The 20,618-nt window shown below is 62.9% G+C and carries 9 protein-coding genes; all 9 read right to left on the bottom strand.

Annotated features, from left to right (window positions below; genetic code table 11):
* Positions 1-728 (bottom strand): hypothetical protein (locus tag O3684_RS08730; protein WP_500066375.1); only part of this gene is annotated, 728 nt, incomplete at its 3' end.
* A 152-nt stretch (positions 729-880) separates the two neighbouring features.
* A complete protein-coding gene (locus O3684_RS08735) occupies positions 881-6,364 on the bottom strand; it encodes an MSCRAMM family protein (protein WP_500066377.1) in 5,484 nt (1,827 codons plus the stop codon).
* Between the two features lie 372 nt (positions 6,365-6,736).
* Positions 6,737-7,924: an elongation factor Tu gene (tuf, locus tag O3684_RS08740; RefSeq protein WP_500062912.1), complete on the bottom strand. Its 1,188-nt coding sequence runs from the start codon at positions 7,922-7,924 to the stop codon at positions 6,737-6,739.
* A 146-nt stretch (positions 7,925-8,070) separates the two neighbouring features.
* The gene (fusA, locus tag O3684_RS08745; RefSeq protein WP_500066379.1) at positions 8,071-10,194 is read right to left on the bottom strand and encodes an elongation factor G; all 2,124 of its coding nucleotides are present in this window, start codon (positions 10,192-10,194) and stop codon (positions 8,071-8,073) included.
* A gap of 80 nt (positions 10,195-10,274) precedes the next feature.
* A complete protein-coding gene (rpsG, locus tag O3684_RS08750; RefSeq protein ID WP_003790637.1) occupies positions 10,275-10,745 on the bottom strand; it encodes a 30S ribosomal protein S7 in 471 nt (156 codons plus the stop codon).
* Positions 10,745-11,119, bottom strand: a complete 375-nt coding sequence (rpsL, locus tag O3684_RS08755; protein WP_003790639.1) for a 30S ribosomal protein S12 — start codon at positions 11,117-11,119, stop codon at positions 10,745-10,747. The genes rpsG and rpsL overlap by 1 nt, the downstream gene beginning before the upstream one ends.
* 530 nt (positions 11,120-11,649) lie before the next feature.
* Complete coding sequence (locus tag O3684_RS08760) at positions 11,650-14,601, bottom strand: glycoside hydrolase family 3 C-terminal domain-containing protein (protein ID WP_500066380.1); 2,952 nt, start codon at positions 14,599-14,601, stop codon at positions 11,650-11,652.
* Positions 14,602-15,022: 421 nt separating this feature from the next.
* On the bottom strand, positions 15,023-16,471 hold the full coding sequence (locus tag O3684_RS08765) for an LPXTG cell wall anchor domain-containing protein (RefSeq protein WP_500066381.1): 1,449 nt from the start codon (positions 16,469-16,471) through the stop codon (positions 15,023-15,025).
* A gap of 231 nt (positions 16,472-16,702) precedes the next feature.
* Complete coding sequence (locus tag O3684_RS08770) at positions 16,703-20,605, bottom strand: DNA-directed RNA polymerase subunit beta' (protein WP_500066383.1); 3,903 nt, start codon at positions 20,603-20,605, stop codon at positions 16,703-16,705.
* Positions 20,606-20,618 lie beyond the last annotated feature (13 nt).

Below are 20,618 nucleotides of genomic sequence, written 5' to 3' on the forward strand. Positions count from 1 at the left end.
GGTGTCAAGCACGGGAAATCGCTCATGTCGGAAGCAACCGGCGCGCTGAACGCGTCCATGTTGAAGGTCTGCAGGGTGTCGGGAAGCCATGCCCAGCTGCGGGACGGGTAGAATGAGAAGAAGCCAGTGGCGGTGACATTCCTAGCGGCGATTGCTTTGGCTTCATCGGCCGAATTGGCGGCGATGGAGTAGGGAATCGTCACGTCGACCGTGTGAGCCGACGGGTTGGACATATCCTGCTGGTAGGCCGCGTAGATCTCGGCCCAATTTACGTCGTTGAGCTTGATCTTGAATGTGTGGGTAAGGGAGTCGGAGCTCACCGCAGATTCAGTCACCGACGCGATCATCGACGAGGACTCCGAGGCGCTCGCGGTCTGAACCGTCGTTCCCTGCGGGAAGGTCACGGTGTAGTAGAACGAGGCAGTCGTCGACACCGTCTCCTTGTCCCACGGGAAGTGACCGAGATTTGCCTCGCTCTTCACCTTGGTTTCGAAGGGCTTGAGCAGCTCGGTCATTTGAAGCTTCGCGGCGAACGTGCCGGTGTACGTCGCCGGGGCCTGCTCGTTTGCTGCGCACGCGCCCGAACCCGATACCGAGGCGAACTGCGCGGCCGGCAGATCGGCTGCAGCGTGCGCGGCATCTCCTACCGTCGTGCAGCCGAGCGCAGCAAGCGCACCGACGCACGCCATCGCCACTCGCCGCCGCCAGGCGGGTTTTGTGATGTTCATGATTTCTCCTAGTTGATGTTCCTGCGGTCTATGGCTGGCGGATTGCGCCACTCGGCGAAAGCACGTCCAAGGCGTTCCCGCACTGTATTGATGACTGTGTCGGAGGGCACGCGCAGCCCTGCTGGGTACTCCGCATGCCCTCCGAGCGGTGATTACGAAACTCGCCTGCGTCTGACACCGAGCAGAATACCGATTCCGATCGCGCCCACAAAACCTGCCAATCCTACAACTTCGGCGTCCATTCCGGTTCGCGCCAAGGCGGACTGCTCGACGACGAGCTGATTCTCAATCGTCCCCGCATCGACAAACACGCCGTTTTGCGAGACCACAGCCGTGAGTCGGGTTTCAGAGAGTGCGTATCCGCGAGGCGCTCGCTCCTCGCGAATCGTGTAGGTTCCGTATTCGATGTCTTTGAAGGTAACGAGTCCGTCGGCGTCGGAGGTCGCCGTCGCGATCTGCTGACCTTCACGTTCAAGAGCAAATGTTGCTCCGGCGAGACCCGCGTGCGTTTGAGAATCGACCTTATGGGCGATGATGTCAGCTCGAATACGTTCGTCGTTCACGCGCCCCGCGTCAACGACTTGCCCGTCTGCACTGACCTTTGCCGAGATGGTGTCGGTGGATACCAGCCAGCCGGTGGGTGCGTTCGTTTCACGGATTGCATAATCGCCGACGGTGAGGTTTTCAAACGAGACGATGCCGTCTGCGCCGCTGACCTGCGTATCGCTCGGTTCTTCGGCCACGGTTCCGTCCTCTGCGACTCGATAGATCGCGAAGGTCGCACCCGCAAGCGGATCGCCAGTCTTCGCATCGGTCTTGAGGAGGCGGATCGCACCACGCTCGGCGGTGTTGACAACCTGGCCAAGGTCAATCGTCGCTCCATCTGCGGTGACGACGACGCCGAGAGGCTTTTCCATCGTCAGGTACCCGGGCAGGCCCTTTGTCTCACGTAGTTCGTACATTCCGTAGCGCACGGAATCAAAGGAGACACGGCCGTTGGCGTCGGACAGGGCACGCATCGCGGGAACGTCTGCGACCGTCGTTGAACCGTCGGGTCCCTTGGTCACCGGGTAGAGGGCGAACTCGACGCCTGCAAGTGGCGTGCCGTCGTCTGAGGTCTTGGTGAGGATGATCGTGCCTGTGATCGGTCGGTCGGTGACGGTACCCGCTGCGACCGTCAGGTGTTGGGCGTCAACCGTCACGGTCAGCGCCGTATCAGACAGCGTGTAGCCTTCCGGCGCGGACGTCTCCTTGACCTGATATACGCCCCAGTGGACGTTCGTGAACGTCGCGACCCCATCGGATCCGCTTGTGGCACTCATGACCGGCACCGACGCAGCGACGCCGGACGCATCAACCGGGAACAGACCGAAGGTCGCCCCTGCGAGAGCATCACCGGTTTCGTCGACCTTCTTTACCGACACCGTACCGTCGATCCGTTCGTTGACGACCGTACCGGCGTCACAGCTGGGGCCTCCAAGCTCGAACGTCTTGAGATCGCCTTCGGCCTTGACGTATCCGTCCTTTCCGGAAAGCTCCCGAAGGACGTATTTCGCCCACGGAACGTTGGTGAACTGGGCTCGACCATCGTCACCTGTTGTTGCGGTGAATGCCGGAGCCGATGCGGTAGCACCGTTCGCGTCAACGGGGAAGAGGCCGAAGGTGACTCCTGCGAGCGGCTGCTGGTAGTCGTCGGTCTTCGTCACCGTCACCGTCCCCTCGGCGCGAGGATCGGCAACAGCAAGCGCAATGGGAGAAACAACGCCTCCGGTAATGGTGGCTCCCGTCGCGTCAATAGTGACGGTCTGATCCGCCACCCGCGCATAGCCCGTGAGCGGTTCGCCTTCGTGGAGGGTGTACGTTCCGTACGGCAGGTTTGCGAATGTGAGCGCGCCGTTCGCGTCGGTTGTTCCCGTCCACTGTGTCTGAGCCGGGTTAACTGTCTGCGTCGGTGCCTCTGAATCCAACCAGCCTTTGAATGTCAGAGTGAAGGCGACGCCCTCTTGGGCCTGCCCTGTGTCTTTTGCTGTCTTCGTGATCTCAAGATCACGCGTGCCAACAACTCCGGCGTATCTCGTTGCCGTGCGGGTCACGGGGTTGAGATCGAAGAGGTCCGTGCGTCCGTTCTCGTCCGCCGAGTTGACAACCGTTGCGTCACCCGGTGAGGTCGGCTTCGGCGACCAGCTCATCGCGTCGGGCTTGGTGAACGCGAGGGCATAGGTGCCACGCGGGTACACCGGCGATGAAGACAGTTCCGGATCGGCGAGTTGCAGGGTCGGGTCTGTGGAGGTGTGCGATCCGACGATGGCAGCCGGCGCCTTGGTGTCGACCGTGGTACCCGATGCTTCCGAGTCTTCGTACCCGGGGTTAGACACTTTGGAGCCGTCGCTCTTCACCATCGTCCAGGATTGGTCCGGGAGGAAGCGCTCGCCAGCGTCCTTCACGCCGTTCGCATTGAGGTCACGGAACACGGCACCGCGCGCACTGTAGCGATCCGTCGAGACGGTGACGTCGTTCGCCTCCACATATGATGCGCCTGAACCCGCGAGGGCGACGGAGGCCACAGCCAACTTTCCGTCCTTGAAGTTCGAGTTGAGCGTGGTCGCAGGTTGGACCGGAATCCGCGCCGGCAGGATGACCCGCAGCGTCTCCTTGGAGTCGAGCACCTCCCCCGGCTTCAGGTCCGCCTTCACCGCGGTCACCGCAGTCCATCCTCCGTGCTCGGGGATCTCCTCAGCGGTGTACCACTGAGCATTGACGACCGAAGCAAGGTCAGTCCCCTGCTCTGTCACCGAATACAGAACAGTCACCCGGTCGGAAGCGTCTTTCGTGCCCGTCTCGCTTTCGACGAGGACCTTAGAGGCAGGACCCGTCAGCGGCGTGCGGAACGCGGAGGAATGTCCGCTCAGCGCCGTCTCGCCGTCGGTCGCCGTCGACTCCCAGTCGCGGTGAGCATATGTGCCGTCCCTATCGGAAACGATCTTGTGGTCTGTCGTACTGGGCAGGACGGAGAGCAAACTCACCGTCGAAGTTGGCGTCAACGAGTTGTTCATGACGCTCAGCCGGTAGTAAACGGGCGAACCCAGATCCTGTGCCGGAGCCGACAGCGTCCAGTCCGATTCTCCGTTGAGAGAGGTCTCGATCTTGCTGATGATCTCCGAGGGCGCGATGAGCCGTACTCCGATCGTCGTGTGCGATACCTTGTCATCGGTCGCACCGTCGTCATCGAAATCAAGGGAATCGATGAGAGCCGTGTCGGCCGTCGGTTGAACGGACTCTGGTCCGTCCCACACCGTATATGCGTCGAAGGTGTTGACACCAAGGTTCGCATAGAGGGTCATATCGACGGTGACGAAGGTCGCCACGCTGTCCGAGAGCCCGTACTTGGGCTGCGTGTAGTCGATGTCGCCGTAGGAGTAGATGAGCGCCGTCCGACCCGTGCCCTTGTAATCCCTCACGATCTTCGGTGTTCGCGCAGTCGCGTCCAGATCGCGCGCGATCTGGGTGCTGTCAGTGCGGACGTAGTTGACTCCGGGGGGAAGGAGGAGGACTTGGCGAACATTCTTCAGAGTGCGCGTCACGCTTCCCCAGTCTGGCTTCGGATTACTGGAAATCTCGAGAGTCTTCAGTCGGGAGCATGTCTTCGGGGTGAGATTGTCGGCTGCCACGCCCGTGCAGCGCGAATACGTCGCCTCTCCATCATCCGTCGTCCACCACGGGCCGCTCCACCAATCGGGGTTCCCGTTGCTGGGCGGATTGACGTCCGCACGCGCAGGCCTGCTAAGCCTAGTGGTGACTTTGGGCGTGAGCGGCCACACGACGGCGTTGTTGTTCGACTTCTGATTGTCCCACATTTCGGCGCCGTCTTTCAGGGACTGCACGACCTGACCGTCGGCGCTCCCCTGTGTGACGGTCGACGACATCTCATTCGCGTACAGTTGCTTCTCGGTGTAGTAGCCACTCTTCCACTTCGTCAGCTCCGCATCCGTTGGGAACGCCCTGACGTAGAAAAAGGCGCGATAGTTGTCCAGTTCGAGCGGGGTATCGAAGACCAATCGTAGCTTGGTGTACTCGCGTGCGGTGTCATTGATCGCGACGCGGTCGCCGTAGTCGAGGTCCTTTGCGATCTCCACCTCGGTGCCGTCCCGTTTGACGCCGTAGAGGTGGTTTCCGGTGGCATTGATCCGGGCTTTGATTTCATCCACGGTCAGCGCGGATCCCCTGCTAGCCAAGACGTACTCAGCCGCTTGACGCGTGCTAAAGAAATCGAACTGCTGGTAATACAGACGCGGGTCGAGGTCCGTGTCGACGACCTCGTGGACGAAGTGGTGCGTTCCTCCGGTCTTATCCGTGTAGCTGGAACCATTATTGTCTTGGCTGACTTCCAATGCCCAGCGAAAGCCCGGGAGATCCTCAGGATACTCATCGGAGGCCATGACTCCGGGCGCGACACCCGTCACCTTGGACATCCGCGTTAGCAACCTGCCGGCCCAAGTGTATTCGATAGTGTCGCCATCAATCGTCAGATGGCCGTCTGAGGCATTGTCGTAGTGCCAGTTGTCGTAGCTATGCCCAAAAAGCGCCTTACCTTGAACAACGCGGGATGTCCCGTTGAAGGGGACGACCTGTTCGACGAAGATGTGGCTCAGCTGCGCGGTACCGGCGTCCTGCTCCGTCGCCAGTCCCATGTCGGCCGTGGCATGAACGACAGGCGTGTAACGATGAGCACTGCCATCAGCGTCGACGGTGGGTGCGTTCCTATAGATCAGCTCGTAGTCGTAATGATCATTATTCTTCTCGCACACCGTCCAGTTATGCCAGTACGAGCGAATAATGCGCATGACCCGATGCGTGTCATCCACCCACGCCCAATCGCCGTTGAGCGTCGCCCCCACAGCTAGCGTTTTAACGGCGTCAGCCCCCTCGGGGAGGGTGACATCGTACGTCATCGTATGGTACTGGTAATTGCCATGATTTGCGTCCGTTGACGCGTCCTTTGATGAGTGCGTGCACACGCCGAAGTACGTGGTGAGACCCGCCGCTGGCGTGTGGTCGGTCCGAGTATCACTGTAAAACTTGGTGACCCCAATCTTCTGATTGTTCTCATCAAGGACATCCACCTTGTTGTCCTGAAGATATTCCCCCATGTTGCGGAAGATCTGGCGGACCTGATTGGCGTCACTCGACTTCGCGGTAAACGTGATCGACTTCGTATCCGTCGTGACCTCGCCGACCTTCAGCTCGATCGTCGGCGTTACAGTTGTCCCATTCGGCGTGATGCCATCAAGGAAGGAGAAATTGAAGGGCAACTGGCTGAACTGACCGCCCTTCATGCTCGGGAACGTATACGTCAGGATCCACGCATCCTCTGTTTCCGAGCGGGCCGTGCCGCCCCCGGCCTGTACAGCAAGCTCGGAATCCACGAACGCCGGGGTCGAAATCAGTAGCTCGCCCTCCGCGTCGCGCACCTTGGGAACCGTGAGGGTGAGTGCGACGTCTTGCGCGGTGGCGGAGTCCTCTCCCGATGCCGCGATCTGGGCGACCGCCGGGACTGACTCACCAGACCAGTAGTCCAACTTCTGCGTTGGATTCGGGTCACCGCTCGCATAGGCCTTGAGCCCATCGTAAGTTCCCAAGAATAGGTCGAGATTGAGTCCGCCTGCGGCGAAGGCTACAGGAGGGGGCAACACTCCTGGCAGAAGCAAACTCAGAGCGAGGAGAAGAACCATAAAGGGCGCCTTGAAACGGCGCTTCGCGGTGCTGAAGGATTTCACGGTAAGTATCATTTCATACTCCGTTCTCTTAGCGCAACTGCCCCCCGCACCTGCACGACTACCACCGCCCCGCTTTGGCTCTCCCTCGCCGCGTCGGTTGCCCCCGCACCTGCACGACTACCACACAAGGAAACCAGCCGCGGCCTCGGCAATTGCAATGAAAAAGAGCAGGCCCGCTCAAACGAGCGGACCTGCTCTGCTGAAGATTCAGCGATCGCTAGGCGATCAACAAAGTCACTTCAGGATCTTGGTGACACGACCGGAACCAACGGTGCGGCCACCCTCACGGATGGCAAAGCCGAGGCCGGGCTCCATAGCGATCGGCTGGATCAGCTCGACGGAGATCTCGGTGGTGTCGCCAGGCATGACCATGTCGGTGCCCTCGGGGAGGGTGATGACGCCGGTCACGTCCGTGGTACGGAAGTAGAACTGCGGACGGTAGTTCGAGAAGAAGGGGTTGTGACGGCCGCCCTCTTCCTTCTTGAGGATGTAGACCTGGCCCTCGAACTCGGTGTGGGGCGTGATGGAGCCGGGGACGGCCACAACCTGGCCACGCTCGACCTCGTCGCGCTTGGTGCCACGCAGCAGCAGACCACAGTTCTCGCCAGCCCAGGCCTCGTCCATGGACTTGTGGAACATCTCGATGCCGGTAACCGTGGTCTTCTGGGGCTCACGGATACCGAGGATCTCGACCTCGGAGTTGATGGGCAGCTTGCCACGCTCAACACGACCGGTGACAACCGTGCCACGGCCGGTGATCGTGAAGACGTCCTCGATGGGCATGAGGAACGGCTTGTCCATGTCACGCTCGGGGGTGGGGATGTACTCGTCCACCGCGTCCATGAGCTCCTCGACCTTGGCAACCCACTCGGGGTCGCCCTCGAGGGCCTTGAGAGCGGACACCTGGATGATCGGGGCGTCGCGGTCGAAGTCCTGGGACTCGAGCAGGTCGCGCACCTCTTCCTCAACCAGTTCCATCATCTCTTCGTCGTCGACCATGTCGGACTTGTTCAGTGCGACGAGGATCGTGGGGACGCCGACCTGACGGGCGAGCAGAACGTGCTCGCGGGTCTGGGCCATGGGGCCGTCGGTGGCGGCGACAACGAGGATCGCGCCGTCCATCTGGGCCGCACCGGTGATCATGTTCTTGACGTAGTCGGCGTGGCCGGGGGCGTCAACGTGCGCGTAGTGGCGCTTCTCGGTCTGGTACTCGACGTGGGAGACGTTGATCGTGATACCACGATCGCGCTCCTCGGGAGCGTTGTCGACCTGATCGAAGGGGGTGTACTCGTTCAGATCGGGGTACTTATCGTGCAGCACCTTGGTGATAGCTGCCGTCAGCGTCGTCTTGCCGTGGTCAACGTGACCAATCGTGCCGATGTTGACGTGCGGCTTGGTGCGCTCAAACTTGGCCTTCGCCACTTGTGTCCTCCTGGACTCGGGTAGATATTCTCAGCCTACGGCTAGGTGCCACTTTAACACCACTGGGGCTTGAGACCTACTGGGTTTACTTGTGTGTGAGGCGGCTCGCAGGGCAGGTGACCTGCCCCGCGAGCCCCCGGTGGGACTCAGTTGCCCCGAGACTTGCCGACGATCTCGTCCGCGACGGCGCGCGGAACCTCGGCGTAGCTGTCGAACTCCATGGAGTAGACAGCGCGGCCCTGCGTCTTGGAGCGCAGGTCGCCGACGTATCCGAACATCTCGGACAGCGGCACCTGAGCCTTGACGACGCGCACGCCGTGCTGCTCGTCCATCGACGAGATCTGGCCACGACGAGAGTTGAGGTCGCCGATGACGTCGCCCATGTACTCCTCGGGAGTACGAACCTCGACGGCCATGATCGGCTCGAGGAGGACGGGGTTAGCCTTCTTGGCGGCTTCCTTCAGCGCCATCGAGCCCGCGACCTTGAACGCCATTTCGGAGGAGTCAACCTCGTGGTAGGCGCCGTCGAGCAGCGTGGCCTTGATGTCAACCATCGGGTAGCCGGCGAGAACGCCGGACTGCATGGCGTCCTTGATGCCCGCATCGACCGACGGAATGTACTCGCGAGGAACGCGGCCACCGGTGACCTTGTCCTCGAACATGTACTCTTCCTCGGAGTCGGCCGGGAGGGGCTCCAGGGCGATGATGACACGCGCGAACTGGCCGGAACCACCGGTCTGCTTCTTGTGCGTGTACTCGTACTTCTCGACCTTCTTGCGGATGGTCTCGCGGTAGGCAACCATCGGGTTACCCACGTTGGCCTCGACCTTGAACTCGCGACGCATACGGTCGACGATGATGTCGAGGTGGAGCTCACCCATACCACCGATGATGGTCTGGCCGGTCTCGGCGTCGAGCTCGACGGTGAACGTCGGGTCCTCTTCCGCCAGCTTCTGGATGGCGACGCCCATCTTTTCCTGGTCGGCCTTCGACTTGGGCTCGACGGCGACCTGGATAACGGGGGCGGGGAAGGTCATCGACTCGAGGACGATCGGCTTGTCGATAGCGGCAAGCGTGTCACCCGTGGTCGTGTCCTTCAGGCCGATGACCGCGTAGATGTGACCAGCGTGTGCCACGTCGACGGGGTTCTCCTTGTTGGAGTGCATCTGGAAGATCTTGCCGATGCGCTCCTTCTTGCCCTTGGTCGAGTTGAGGACCTGGGAACCGGACTCGACCTTACCGGAGTACACGCGGATGAAGGTGAGCTTGCCGTAGAAGGGGTGAGCGGCGATCTTGAACGCCAGAGCCGAGAAGGGCTCGTTCTCGTCGGGCTTACGGACCTCGGTCTCTTCCTCGGTCTCAGAGCCGGGGAGGAAGCCGCGAACGTCGCCGATGTCGAGCGGGGAGGGCAGGAAGTCCACGACGGCGTCGAGGACGGGCTGCACGCCCATGTTGCGCAGAGCGGTACCGCAGTAGACGGGGAACGCGCGCGAGGAGATGGTCAGGAGGCGGATGCCTTCCTTGATCTGCTCGATCGTGAGCTCGCCGTTCTCCAGGTAGGCCTCGGTCAGCTCATCGGAGCCCTCGGCGGCGGCCTCAACGAGCGCCTCGCGGTACTCTTCAGCCTTTTCCTGGTATTCGGCGGGAATCGGGCCGCGCTCGACGATGGAGCCGAGCGTGTCGTTGCCCTTGTCGTCCTTGGCCGGGTAGGTCAGGGCCTCCATGGTCAGCAGGTCGATGTTGCCGACGAAGTCGTTCTCGGCACCCATCGGCAGCTGCATGACGATCGGGGTCGCGTGCAGGCGGTCGCGGATTGTACCAACCGAGAAGTAGAAGTCGGCGCCCATCTTGTCCATCTTGTTGATGAAGCAGATACGCGGGACGTCATACTTGTCGGCCTGACGCCACACGGTCTCGGACTGGGGCTCAACGCCCTCCTTGCCGTCGAACACGGCGACGGCACCGTCGAGGACGCGCAGCGAGCGCTCAACCTCAACGGTGAAGTCAACGTGACCGGGGGTGTCAATGATGTTGATCTGGTTACCGTTCCAGAAAGAGGTAACGGCGGCGGACGTAATCGTGATGCCGCGTTCCTTTTCCTGTTCCATCCAGTCGGTCGTCGAGGCGCCATCGTGCGTCTCGCCGATCTTGTAGTTGATGCCCGTGTAGAACAGGATTCGTTCCGTCACGGTCGTCTTGCCGGCATCGATGTGAGCCATGATGCCAATGTTGCGGACCTTGTTGAGATCCGTCAGCACCTCTAGTGCCACGAGTGTGGTTCCTTCGTTCGAAGTAATGGGTGTTCTTGCTGCGTGAGACGAGGCCCGGTTGCCCAGGCCTCGTCTTTAAATCACCAGCGGTAGTGCGCGAAGGCGCGGTTGGACTCAGCCATCTTGTGCATGTCCTCACGACGCTTCACGGCGGCACCGAGGCCGTTGGAGGCGTCGAGGATCTCGTTGGCGAGACGCTCGGTCATGGTCTTCTCGCGACGCTGACGCGAGAAGTCGACCAGCCAGCGCAGGGCCAGCGTCGTGGCGCGCGCGGGGCGAACCTCGACGGGGACCTGGTAGGTCGCACCACCGACGCGGCGGGAGCGGACCTCGAGGGCCGGACGAATGTTCTCGAGGGCGCGCTTGAGCACGGAGACGGGCTCCTGCTCGGTGCGCTCACGAACGGTTTCAAGTGCGCCGTAGACGATGCGCTCGGCGACGGTCTTCTTGCCGTCGAGGAGGACGCGGTTGACCAGCTGGGTCACGACCTTGGAGCCGTAAACCGGGTCATCGACGAGGGGGCGACGGGGAGCGGGGCCCTTACGAGGCATTACTTCTTCTCCTTCTTCGCGCCGTAACGGGAACGAGCCTGCTGACGGCCGCGGACACCCTGGGTGTCGAGCGAGCCGCGGACGATGCGGTAACGCACGCCGGGCAGGTCCTTCACACGACCACCGCGCACGAGCACGATCGAGTGCTCCTGCAGGTTGTGGCCTTCACCGGGAATGTACGCGGTGACTTCGATGCCGGACGAAAGGCGCACACGGGCGACCTTTCGCAGAGCCGAGTTCGGCTTCTTCGGCGTGGTGGTGTACACACGGGTGCACACGCCGCGACGCTGGGGGGAGCCCTTCAGCGCGGGGGTCTTCACCTTCGCGCGCTTCGAGACACGTCCCTTGCGGACGAGCTGCTGAATGGTAGGCACTGGGTCTCCAGTTTCTTTCCGTCGGCGGCCTCCCCTCACGTCGAGGGGCGGCCCTGATTGTCAGTCTTCCGCGACTGCGTCACCCCCGCGCGGGCACACGTGTCCGCTGGGGGCCGGTGCGCCATGATAACCACGAGGGTCAGAGAATGACGCCCGGAGCTCCGACGGACGGAGCCCGCTCCCGGTTTCCCGGGCACAGAGGTCCCACAGAGGCGGGAACCATCCTCAAGGATAGTGGGAAACGTCGCCATTCGTCAAAGGGGCTTCACTGTGGTTCCCCCCTCATCGACGAGGCCGGGGCCGAGATGCGCTCGTACTCTTCAGTACCGGGGCGATTCGCCTCCTACTCCGACGCTATGTCTCCTCCTCTTGGCTGCTCTCACAGCGTTCTTTTGTTTTCTTGAGCGCTCATTTCATCCGATTCGCAGCGCGGAGGGGCCCGCAGGCACGTGCCTGCGGGCCCCTCCCCCACGGGTCAGCGATACTCACCGCCACCCGAGGGCCGCGCCGTCCGGGCAGCCCCGGATCGGTCACTCTTCCGTATTCTCAGCCCCTGCCTCGTCGATCGACGCGTTGGGCTCGACGGTGATCACCGCCTGCGCCTTGCGGGTCCGGTAGCGGCGGATCGCCACCACCTCGAGGCCCAGCAGCGACAGGATCAGGATTCCTGCTACCACCCACGTGATGTACTCCCACGCGTTGCGGGTGACCTCGGGCTGACCATTCTCGTACATCCACGAGTTGGCGACCGTGTAGAGGATGTCGTGCGAGGCAGTGCGCAGAGCGGTCACGCCCGCCGCGTCCTGCACGTTCACCGTCGCGATCGGCATGTCGAGCGTCGCGAGCATCATGTCGCCGCCATTACGCGTGATCTGATCAGCGTTCTGGTAGCCGTAGCCCGCGAAGTAGTCGGTGAGGACCATGCCACGGAAGCCCCACTCGTCGCGCAGAACACTCTTCAGGAGCGCCGAGTTGGCACCCGCATACTCGGGGCCGATGTAGTTGAACGCGCTCATGATCGCGTGTGCGCCGCCGTCCTTGACGCCGATCTCGAAGGAACGCAGGTAGACCTCGCGCATCGCCTGCTCGTTCGTCCAGGTCGCGAGCATGTGCGTGCGATTCGTTTCCTGGTCATTGAGGGCGAAGTGCTTGAGGAATGCGTACACGCCCTTGGCCTGGGCGCCCTTGATCTCCTCGGCGACCTGCGAACCCGCCAGGACCGGGTCCTCCGAGAAGTACTCGAAGTTACGGCCCGCGTAGGCGTAGCGGTGCGTGTTCGTCGCCGGCGCGTACCAGCCCGAGACCTGCATGTCGTGCGCCATCGTGCCGATCGCGTCACCGAAGGAGTGCGCGAGCTCCTTATTGAAGGTGGCCGCCACGGAGACCGCGGAGGGCAGGCCGATCGAGCCAACGCCTGTGAAGTTGTTGTTCAGCGAGGCGGGACCGTCCACGTCGGAGACGCGCAGCTTGCCGATCGAGGAGATCGCCGGGGAGCCGTAGCCGCCCTTGGAGATGAGCGTGTTCATCTCCTTGACGGTCAGCTGGTCGAGGAGCTGATCCCACTTCGGGTCGTTGTAATCGAGGCCCGCGAGATCACCCAGGACGAGGCCGTTCTTGGCACCCGTGGTCGGCATCGTCGCGCTGCTGTCGGCGTCAGCGGCCGCCGCATCGTAGTTCGACGTCGCGAGGAACTTCGCCTTGTTGGCCTCGCTCATCTCGAAGTTCGTGGGGGCGGCAGTGGCCGCCGCGAGGTTGGCGAAGTGGCCCGCACGGGACAGGTAGGTGACGTCACCCTTCGCATCGTCGAACTGGTTGGTGGCCACAACCTTGTCACCATTGTGCGTGTTTTCAGCGGTGTTGAAGGTCTCGGTGGCCCCCACCGTGTACGTCTTCTCATCGATGACGTCGTGCGAGTTCGAGCGAGCGGAGATCTTGTAGTCGCCGGCCTCGAGCACGTAGGCCTTCGCGTTCGTCGCATCGTAGGACGCGAGATCGTCACGGTTCCAGGAAACCGTCAGCGTCTGGGACTCGCCGGGCTCCAGCAGCTTCGTCTTCTCGTAGGACAGCAGGTTAGCTGCAGCCTTCTCAATGCCACCGTCCGTGTAGGGCGGGTTGTCGTAGACCTGCACGACGTCCTTACCTGCGACCTGGCCCGTGTTCGTCACGGTCACGTTCGCGGACATGGCACCCGTGGCCTCGTCGACCGAGATATCGCCCATCGACTGGGAGAACGTCGTGTAGGACAGGCCGTAGCCGAAGGGGTAGACGACCGCGTGTGCGTAATCGATGACGCCCTCCGCAGCCGCCGTCTCGTACCAGCGGTAGCCGACGTAGATCGAGTCGGAGTAGTTGACGAAGGACGGCTGCGTCTGGGTCCCCTTGTTGAAGGGGTCATCCTGGGCGAACTCCGTCATATTCGTGTACTGGAAGTCGCCGAAGTTGTTCGCCGCGGGACCAGCCTTAATGTCGCGCGCGAAGGTGTCAGGGGTCTTCGCCGAGGGGTTCACCTCGCCGTCCAAGATGCGGCCCAGCGCGTTGAAGCCCACCTGGCCGCCGGGGATCGCCCAGACGATCGCGTCGATCTCCGGGTCATCCTGGAGGTCACCCAGCTGGAACGCGTTCGCAGCGTTGATAACAACAACCGTCTTCGTCGACGTCTTCTTCGCCAGCTCGATCATGTCCTTCTCGGGACGCGTCAGCTCGAGGTAGCCCTGGCCGTCCTCGAAGTCCGTGTACTCATCGGAGTTGTTCGTGTAGCTGAAGTACGGGTTGTCAGCCATCTCCTTATTGACATCGCGCGGCAGGTCGAAGCCCTCGCCGCCCGAGCGAGCGATCGTCACGACCGCCGTATCGCCGAAGGCAGTCGCGTTGGAGAGCAGGTCGTCGGAGTACTTGTCCTGCGTGGGTTCGGGCAGCGACCAATCGGCCTTGAACATGCCGACCTCCGGGCGCTCAGCGCGGTACGAGGTGTACAGGTTCGTCAGCTCATCGTTCGTGGTGAAGCCCGCGTTATGGAGACCGTCCAGGAGGGAGGTCGTCGGGTTGTCCTTCGACAGCGAGCCGGAGCCAGTGCCGCCGTAGATCGGGTTCGTTGAGCCCCAGCCCCACACGTTGATCGCGGAGCCCTTGGCCAGTGGGAGAGCGCCGTTGTTGTTCTTCAGGAGGACCATGCCCTCGTCCGAAATGTCGTTGCCCAGCTCTTCGACCTGCGCCTTCGACGCGTCCGTCAGCGCACCAGTGCCGGCCGCAAGGTCGAGCACCGTCTTGAAGCCGCCGTACATCATCGACACGACGGCGACGACAATCGCGACGAACGCTGCGACCCACGCGGTCGAGCGCGTGAGCTTACGGGCAGGCTTGCCCATCTTAAATACAGCGAGGGAGACGATGATGGCGAGCGCCAGCGCCACGCCGATGACGATCAAGGGGACCTTGATCGACTCAACCATCTTCCACACATCAGACCAGTTGATGGAAAGCATTGTTGATGTCCTCTTTCAGTTCCGAAACCCTGCATCCCAGAGCAGATCAGCTCCCTTGCCTCCCCTGTGAATGTCTCCATCGACGCAGGTCGCCGCAGACCAGAGGGCAGTGGGGAACCGCCACCACCTATTCAACCGCACGGTCGCCCGTGCGTCGTGGGGCCTCGTGCGTTCTGTCGGATTCACCGCACAATCTGTCAGGGTGAGAAAGCTGGAACCCCGCTGGCTTCGCCGCCTACGCGGAGAGTCTCTCTCCCCGAAAGCTTCGCTCCCGCACCGAGGTCGGGACCCGCGGAGCTTAATGCCGGGGCACCACGGCGGTATCAGCCCCGTCACCGACGACGGCGATCACAGGGGATACACGAGGGCCCGACCCCCTCGCGGGGACCGGGCCCTGTGACGTTGCCGACCGGATCTCCGATCAGCGAGCGCGGCGCCTCGCCACCACAAGGCCGACGCCGGCGACGGCGAGCAGGCCAACGAGCGCGATGGCAACGCCGGTGTTCGCGCCGGTGCTGGCCAGCTTGTTGCCGTCAGTGCTCTTGCCGCCCGCAGGCTGCGGCTGCTCAGGAGTCGGCTGGGACTGCTCGGCAGTGGGCTGCGGCTGCTCAGGAGTCGGCTGGGACTGCTCGGGAGTCGGCTGGGGCTGCTCGGGGGTCGGAAGCTCGGGGAAATCGCACGTCGAAGACTGCGAGGTATCGGACTCGACGATGGCTGCGCCACTCGTCGTCGTGCCCGAGATCTTCACGAGCGGAGTAACCTCAGCGCTGCCGGCGATAAGGAACGAGAACTTCACCGACCCGTTGGCGGGAAGCTCCAGATCCTTGAAGGTAAGCACCTTGCCTGCGACCGTCGGCTCGGGGGCACCGCTGACCGACTGGGGAACGTAGGTGGCGTCGTCCGACAGGGTCGCAATGACCGTCTGAACCGACTTGACATCACGGTTCGGGTTCGTGATCGTCACGCCGATGGTGCGCGTCGCGGTGGAGTCGGCACCCGGCTGTGCGACGGCGCACGTCGCGGAGGACAGCGCGACCTGGCCCTTCGGCGAGAAGGAGGTGACGAGAGAGTAGTCGACCGTCGCATTCGGCTCGAGCGTACGAGTCCAGCTCAGAGCCATGCCGTTGTCCCGGTTGGAATCTGCTCGCTCGAGCTTGTTGGGCAGAGGCGCGCGATCCTTAAGCTTATCCCAGACCTCGTTATAGGAACTGTAGTAGTAGTTCGAACCGGCGGTCGTCGGGACGAACTGCTCGACTCGGCCACGATCCGTATGCTGGCCGTTTTCCGGATCCTCCGCTCGGCAGATGATCGTCCCCGTGCTCTCGTCGTACTCGCCGAAGCCGTAATCGTTGTCCTGAAGGTAGCAATCCGCCGCGTGGTAGAGAGTAAAATCCTGAGCTGCATCCGAGATGTTCTTCACCGACGAGGTCGTCGCGTAGAAGTCATTGCCCGTTGAGTAGGTGTCCGTCTGCGTGATCTCGAATCCACCGCCGCGAACGACAGTCGTGAGGACCCACGGATCGGCTTGAGTACCCGTTCCTGACTTCGTTTGCGAGACCGGCGTCCAGGTGGTCGTCCCCATCGACGCCGCAGCTCGCGAATTCAGCTCTCCCGGACCGAACAGCTCAGATCCCACAGCGAGGAAGGTTCCACAGTCCGCTGGATCATGAGCGGATCGACTGTTGAAGAACTCGTTGTACCTATCGCCCTGATAGTTGATCGAGCAGTTGAGTGTGTCGGAGATGGCAATTCGAACGAGCGGTCCGTCCGCATCCTCAATCGTGGGACCCGCGGCGAAGGCTGCCAACGGGTTGAGAACGAGGGCCGCGGAGCCGAGCGCTGCAATGACCAGTTTCTTGGACAGGCGCATGAGGAGACATCCTTAAGCGTTGATGGATAGTGTGCGACCAATCTAGCATCCGCGCGTCAGCTTTCCAAATGGTTGAACTTGTCATCTTCGACCGTCGCAGCTGGCGCTCGAAATGCACCGCCGCGAGACGTCCCCGGCGCGCTCAGGGCAAGCAAGCAGACACGACAAGGGGCCCCGGCCTCGTCACGTTTTCACGGACGAGGCCGGGGCCCCAAGCGCTCACGAACCGGATTACTCGCGGAAGTTCATGCCAAAGTCGATGGCACCCAGTGCGTCGAGGAAGTCCTCGGACACAGAGCCGTCACCGAAGTCGGCCTCGGAGTAGTTCGAGTTCGCCATGGCCTCAGCCGTCGGCTCAACGATGACGTCGTTGTAGCGCGACAGGCCGGTGCCGGCCGGGATGAGCTTACCGAGGATGACGTTCTCCTTGAGGCCCACCAGGGAGTCCGACTTGCCGTTCATGGCGGCCTCGGTCAGGACCTTGGTGGTCTCCTGGAAGGACGCGGCGCTCAGCCACGAATCCGTGGCCAGCGACGCCTTCGTGATGCCCATCAGCATCTGGCGGCCGGAGGCGGGCTGGCCGCCCTCGGCTGCGACGCGACGGTTCTGCGTCAGGTACGCCATGCGGTCGACGAGCTCGCCGGGCATGAACGTCGTGTCGCCGGGCTCCAGGATGGTGACGCGGCGCAGCATCTGGCGGACGATGACCTCGATGTGCTTGGCGTGGATGCCCACACCCTGGTCGCGGTACACCTTCTGGACCTCGTCCACGAGCATCTTCTGAGCCACGTTGCGGCCCATGATGCGCAGGATCTCCTTGGGATCCAGCTGGCCTTCGGTCAGCGGGGTGCCGGCCTCGACGTGCTGGCCCTCGGACACGAGGAGCTTCTGGCGACGCGACACCTCGATGACCAGGTCTTCCTTGCCGTCGTCACGGGTGATGACGACCTTACGCGCGCTCGGGTCTTCGTCGTCGATGTGGACGCGGCCGGCGGCCTCGTTCATCTTCGCCTCGACCTTCGGGCTACGGGCCTCGAAGAGTTCCTGAACACGGGGCAGACCCTGCGTAATATCCGCAGCGGAAGCAGCGCCACCGGTGTGGAACGTACGCATCGTCAGCTGCGTGCCGGGCTCGCCAATCGACTGGGCGGCGATAATGCCGACGGCCTCGCCGATGTCGACCTGCTTGCCGGTGGCCAGCGAACGGCCGTAGCAGGCCGCACAGGTGCCAACCTGCGACTCACAGGTGAGGACGGAACGGCAGACGATCTGCTCGACGCCGGCGGCAACCAGCTCGGCGAGCTGGTCATCACCCAGGTCGGTGCCCGCGGGCATGACGACCTCTCCGGCCTCGTTCACCGCATCACGTGCGAGGTTACGGGCGTAGGCGGTCGTCTCGATGGTCTCGGATGCCTCCCACTCACCGAACTCGTTCTTGTGAGCGATGTCGATCTTCAGACCGGCGCGGGTGCCGCAGTCGGCCTCGCGGACGATGACGTCCTGCGAGACGTCGACCAGACGACGGGTCAGGTAGCCCGACTCGGCGGTACGCAGAGCCGTATCGACCAGGCCCTTACGGGCACCGTGCGTGGCGATGAAGTACTCGAGAACCGTCAGGCCCTCGCGGTAGTTCGCCTTAATGGGCTGCTCGATCAGCTTCTGCTTCGGGTCGGACACGAGGCCACGCATACCGGCGATCTGCTGAACCTGCGACCAGTTACCACGGGCACCCGAGTTCACCATGCGGTACACGGTGTTGCGCTCGGTGAAGTTCGCGCGCATGTCCTCAGCGACCTCTTCGGTGCACTGCAGCCACAGCTTGACGAGCTCCTCGTAGCGGGTCTCCTCGAGGATGATACCGGTCTCGAACTGCTCGACGATCTCGGCGGCCTTGGCCTCGTAGCGGGCCAGGATCTCGCGCTTACGCGGCGAGGCCTGAATGTCGGAGAACGCGATCGTGATACCCGACCAGGTCGACCAGTGGAAGCCGGCCGACTTCAGCGCGTCGAGGCAGTCCGCCACGAGCACGTTCGGGTAACGCTGGGTCAGCGTGTTCACGATGTTGCCGAGCTGCTTCTTGCCGACGACCTCGTTGACGAACGGGTAGTCGGTGGGCAGCTGCTCGTTGAAGATCGCGCGGCCGAGGCTGGTCTCGAGGATCAGGTCGTCGCCACTCTCCCAGCCCTCGGGGGCTTCCCAGCCCTCGGGCGGCACGGTGCCGTCGGCGAAGCGGATGCGCGCGGTCGCGTTCAGGTCCAGGTTGCCTGCATCGAACGCCATCTGGGCCTCCGCCTGGCTGGAGAAGTACGGAATCACGGAGTTTCCGTCTTCGTCCTTCTCGACCGGGACCGACGGGTCGGGGTTCGAGGTCAGGTGGAACAAACCGATGATCATGTCCTGCGACGGCATGGCCACGGGGCGGCCGTCGGAGGGCTTGAGGATGTTGTTCGTCGACAGCATGAGGATGCGGGCCTCGGCCTGCGCCTCAGCGCCCAGCGGCAGGTGGACAGCCATCTGGTCACCGTCGAAGTCGGCGTTGAAGGCACCACAGGCGAGGGGGTGCAGCTGGATGGCCTTACCCTCAATCAGCTGGGGCTCGAACGCCTGGATACCGAGGCGGTGCAGCGTAGGTGCACGGTTGAGCAGCACCGGGTGCTCGCGGATGACGTCGTCGAGGACGTCCCACACCTCGGGGCGCTGACGCTCCACCTTGCGCTTGGCGGCCTTGACGTTCTGCGCGTAGTTCTTCTCGACCAGGCGCTTCATGACGAAGGGCTTGAACAGCTCCAGGGCCATCTGCTTGGGCAGACCACACTGGTGCAGCTGCAGCTGCGGGCCGACGACGATAACGGAACGACCCGAGTAGTCGACGCGCTTACCGAGCAGGTTCTGACGGAAACGACCCTGCTTACCCTTGAGCATGTCCGAGATCGACTTCAGCGGACGGTTGCCCGGGCCCGCAACGGGGCGGCCGCGGCGGCCGTTGTCGAAGAGGGCGTCAACGGACTCCTGAAGCATGCGCTTCTCGTTGTTGACGATGATCTCGGGGGCACCCAGCTCGAGCAGGCGCTTGAGTCGGGTGTTGCGGTTGATGACGCGGCGGTACAGGTCGTTGAGGTCGGAGGTCGCGAAGCGGCCACCGTCCAGCTGAACCATGGGGCGCAGGTCCGGCGGGATCACGGGGATCTTGGTGAGGACCATCGAGGCCGGCGAGTTGCCGGTCGCAACGAAGGCATTGATGACCTTCAGGCGCTTGATGGCGCGGGCCTTGCGCGGGCCGGAGTCGGAGGCGATGGTCTGGCGCAGCGCGGCGACCTCGCCCTCCAGGTCGAAAGTCTCCAGGCGCTTCTGGATGGCGGCTGCGCCCATGTCACCCTTGAAGTAGGTGCCGTAGCGGGCCACCATCGCGCGGTAGAGACGCTCGTCGCCCTCGAGGTCGCCGACCTTGAGGTCTTTGAAGCGCTCCCACACGGCCTCGAGGCCTTCGATGTCACCGTCGAAGCGGCGGCGAATCTTGGCCATCTCACGCTCGCCCTGCTTGCGAGCGCGCTCGCGCTCGGCCTGCGAGGCGCCGTCCTTTTCCAGGGCGGCGATGTCGGACTCGAGCTGCTCCGCGAAGTCGTTGATCGTCGCGTCGCGGTTGTTCTCCATCTGCTTCTTCTGCACTTCGAGTTCGGCGCGCAGTTCGGCCAGATCCTCGTGGCGACCCTTTTCGTCGACCTCGGTGATCATGTAGGCAGCGAAGTAGATGACCTTCTCGAGGTCCTTGGGCGCGAGGTTGAGCACGTAGCCCAGGCGCGAGGGAACACCCTTGAAGTACCAGATGTGCGTGACGGGGGCGGCGAGGTCGATGTGACCCATGCGCTCACGGCGGACGCGGGAGCGAGTGACCTCAACTCCACACTTCTCGCACACGATGCCCTTGTAGCGCACGCGCTTGTACTTGCCACACGCGCACTCCCAGTCGCGCGTGGGGCCGAAGATCTGCTCACCGAACAGGCCGTCGCGCTCGGGCTTGAGCGTACGGTAGTTGATGGTCTCCGGCTTCTTCACCTCACCATGGCTCCAGACGGCGATGTCGTCGCCGGTGGCCAGGGTGATCTTCAGGCTGTCGAACGTTTTGGCGTCCAGCAAAGTTATCTCTCCC

Source organism: Pauljensenia sp. 20925_1_27 (assembly GCF_041432835.1).
Classification (GTDB): Bacteria; Actinomycetota; Actinomycetes; order Actinomycetales; family Actinomycetaceae; genus Pauljensenia.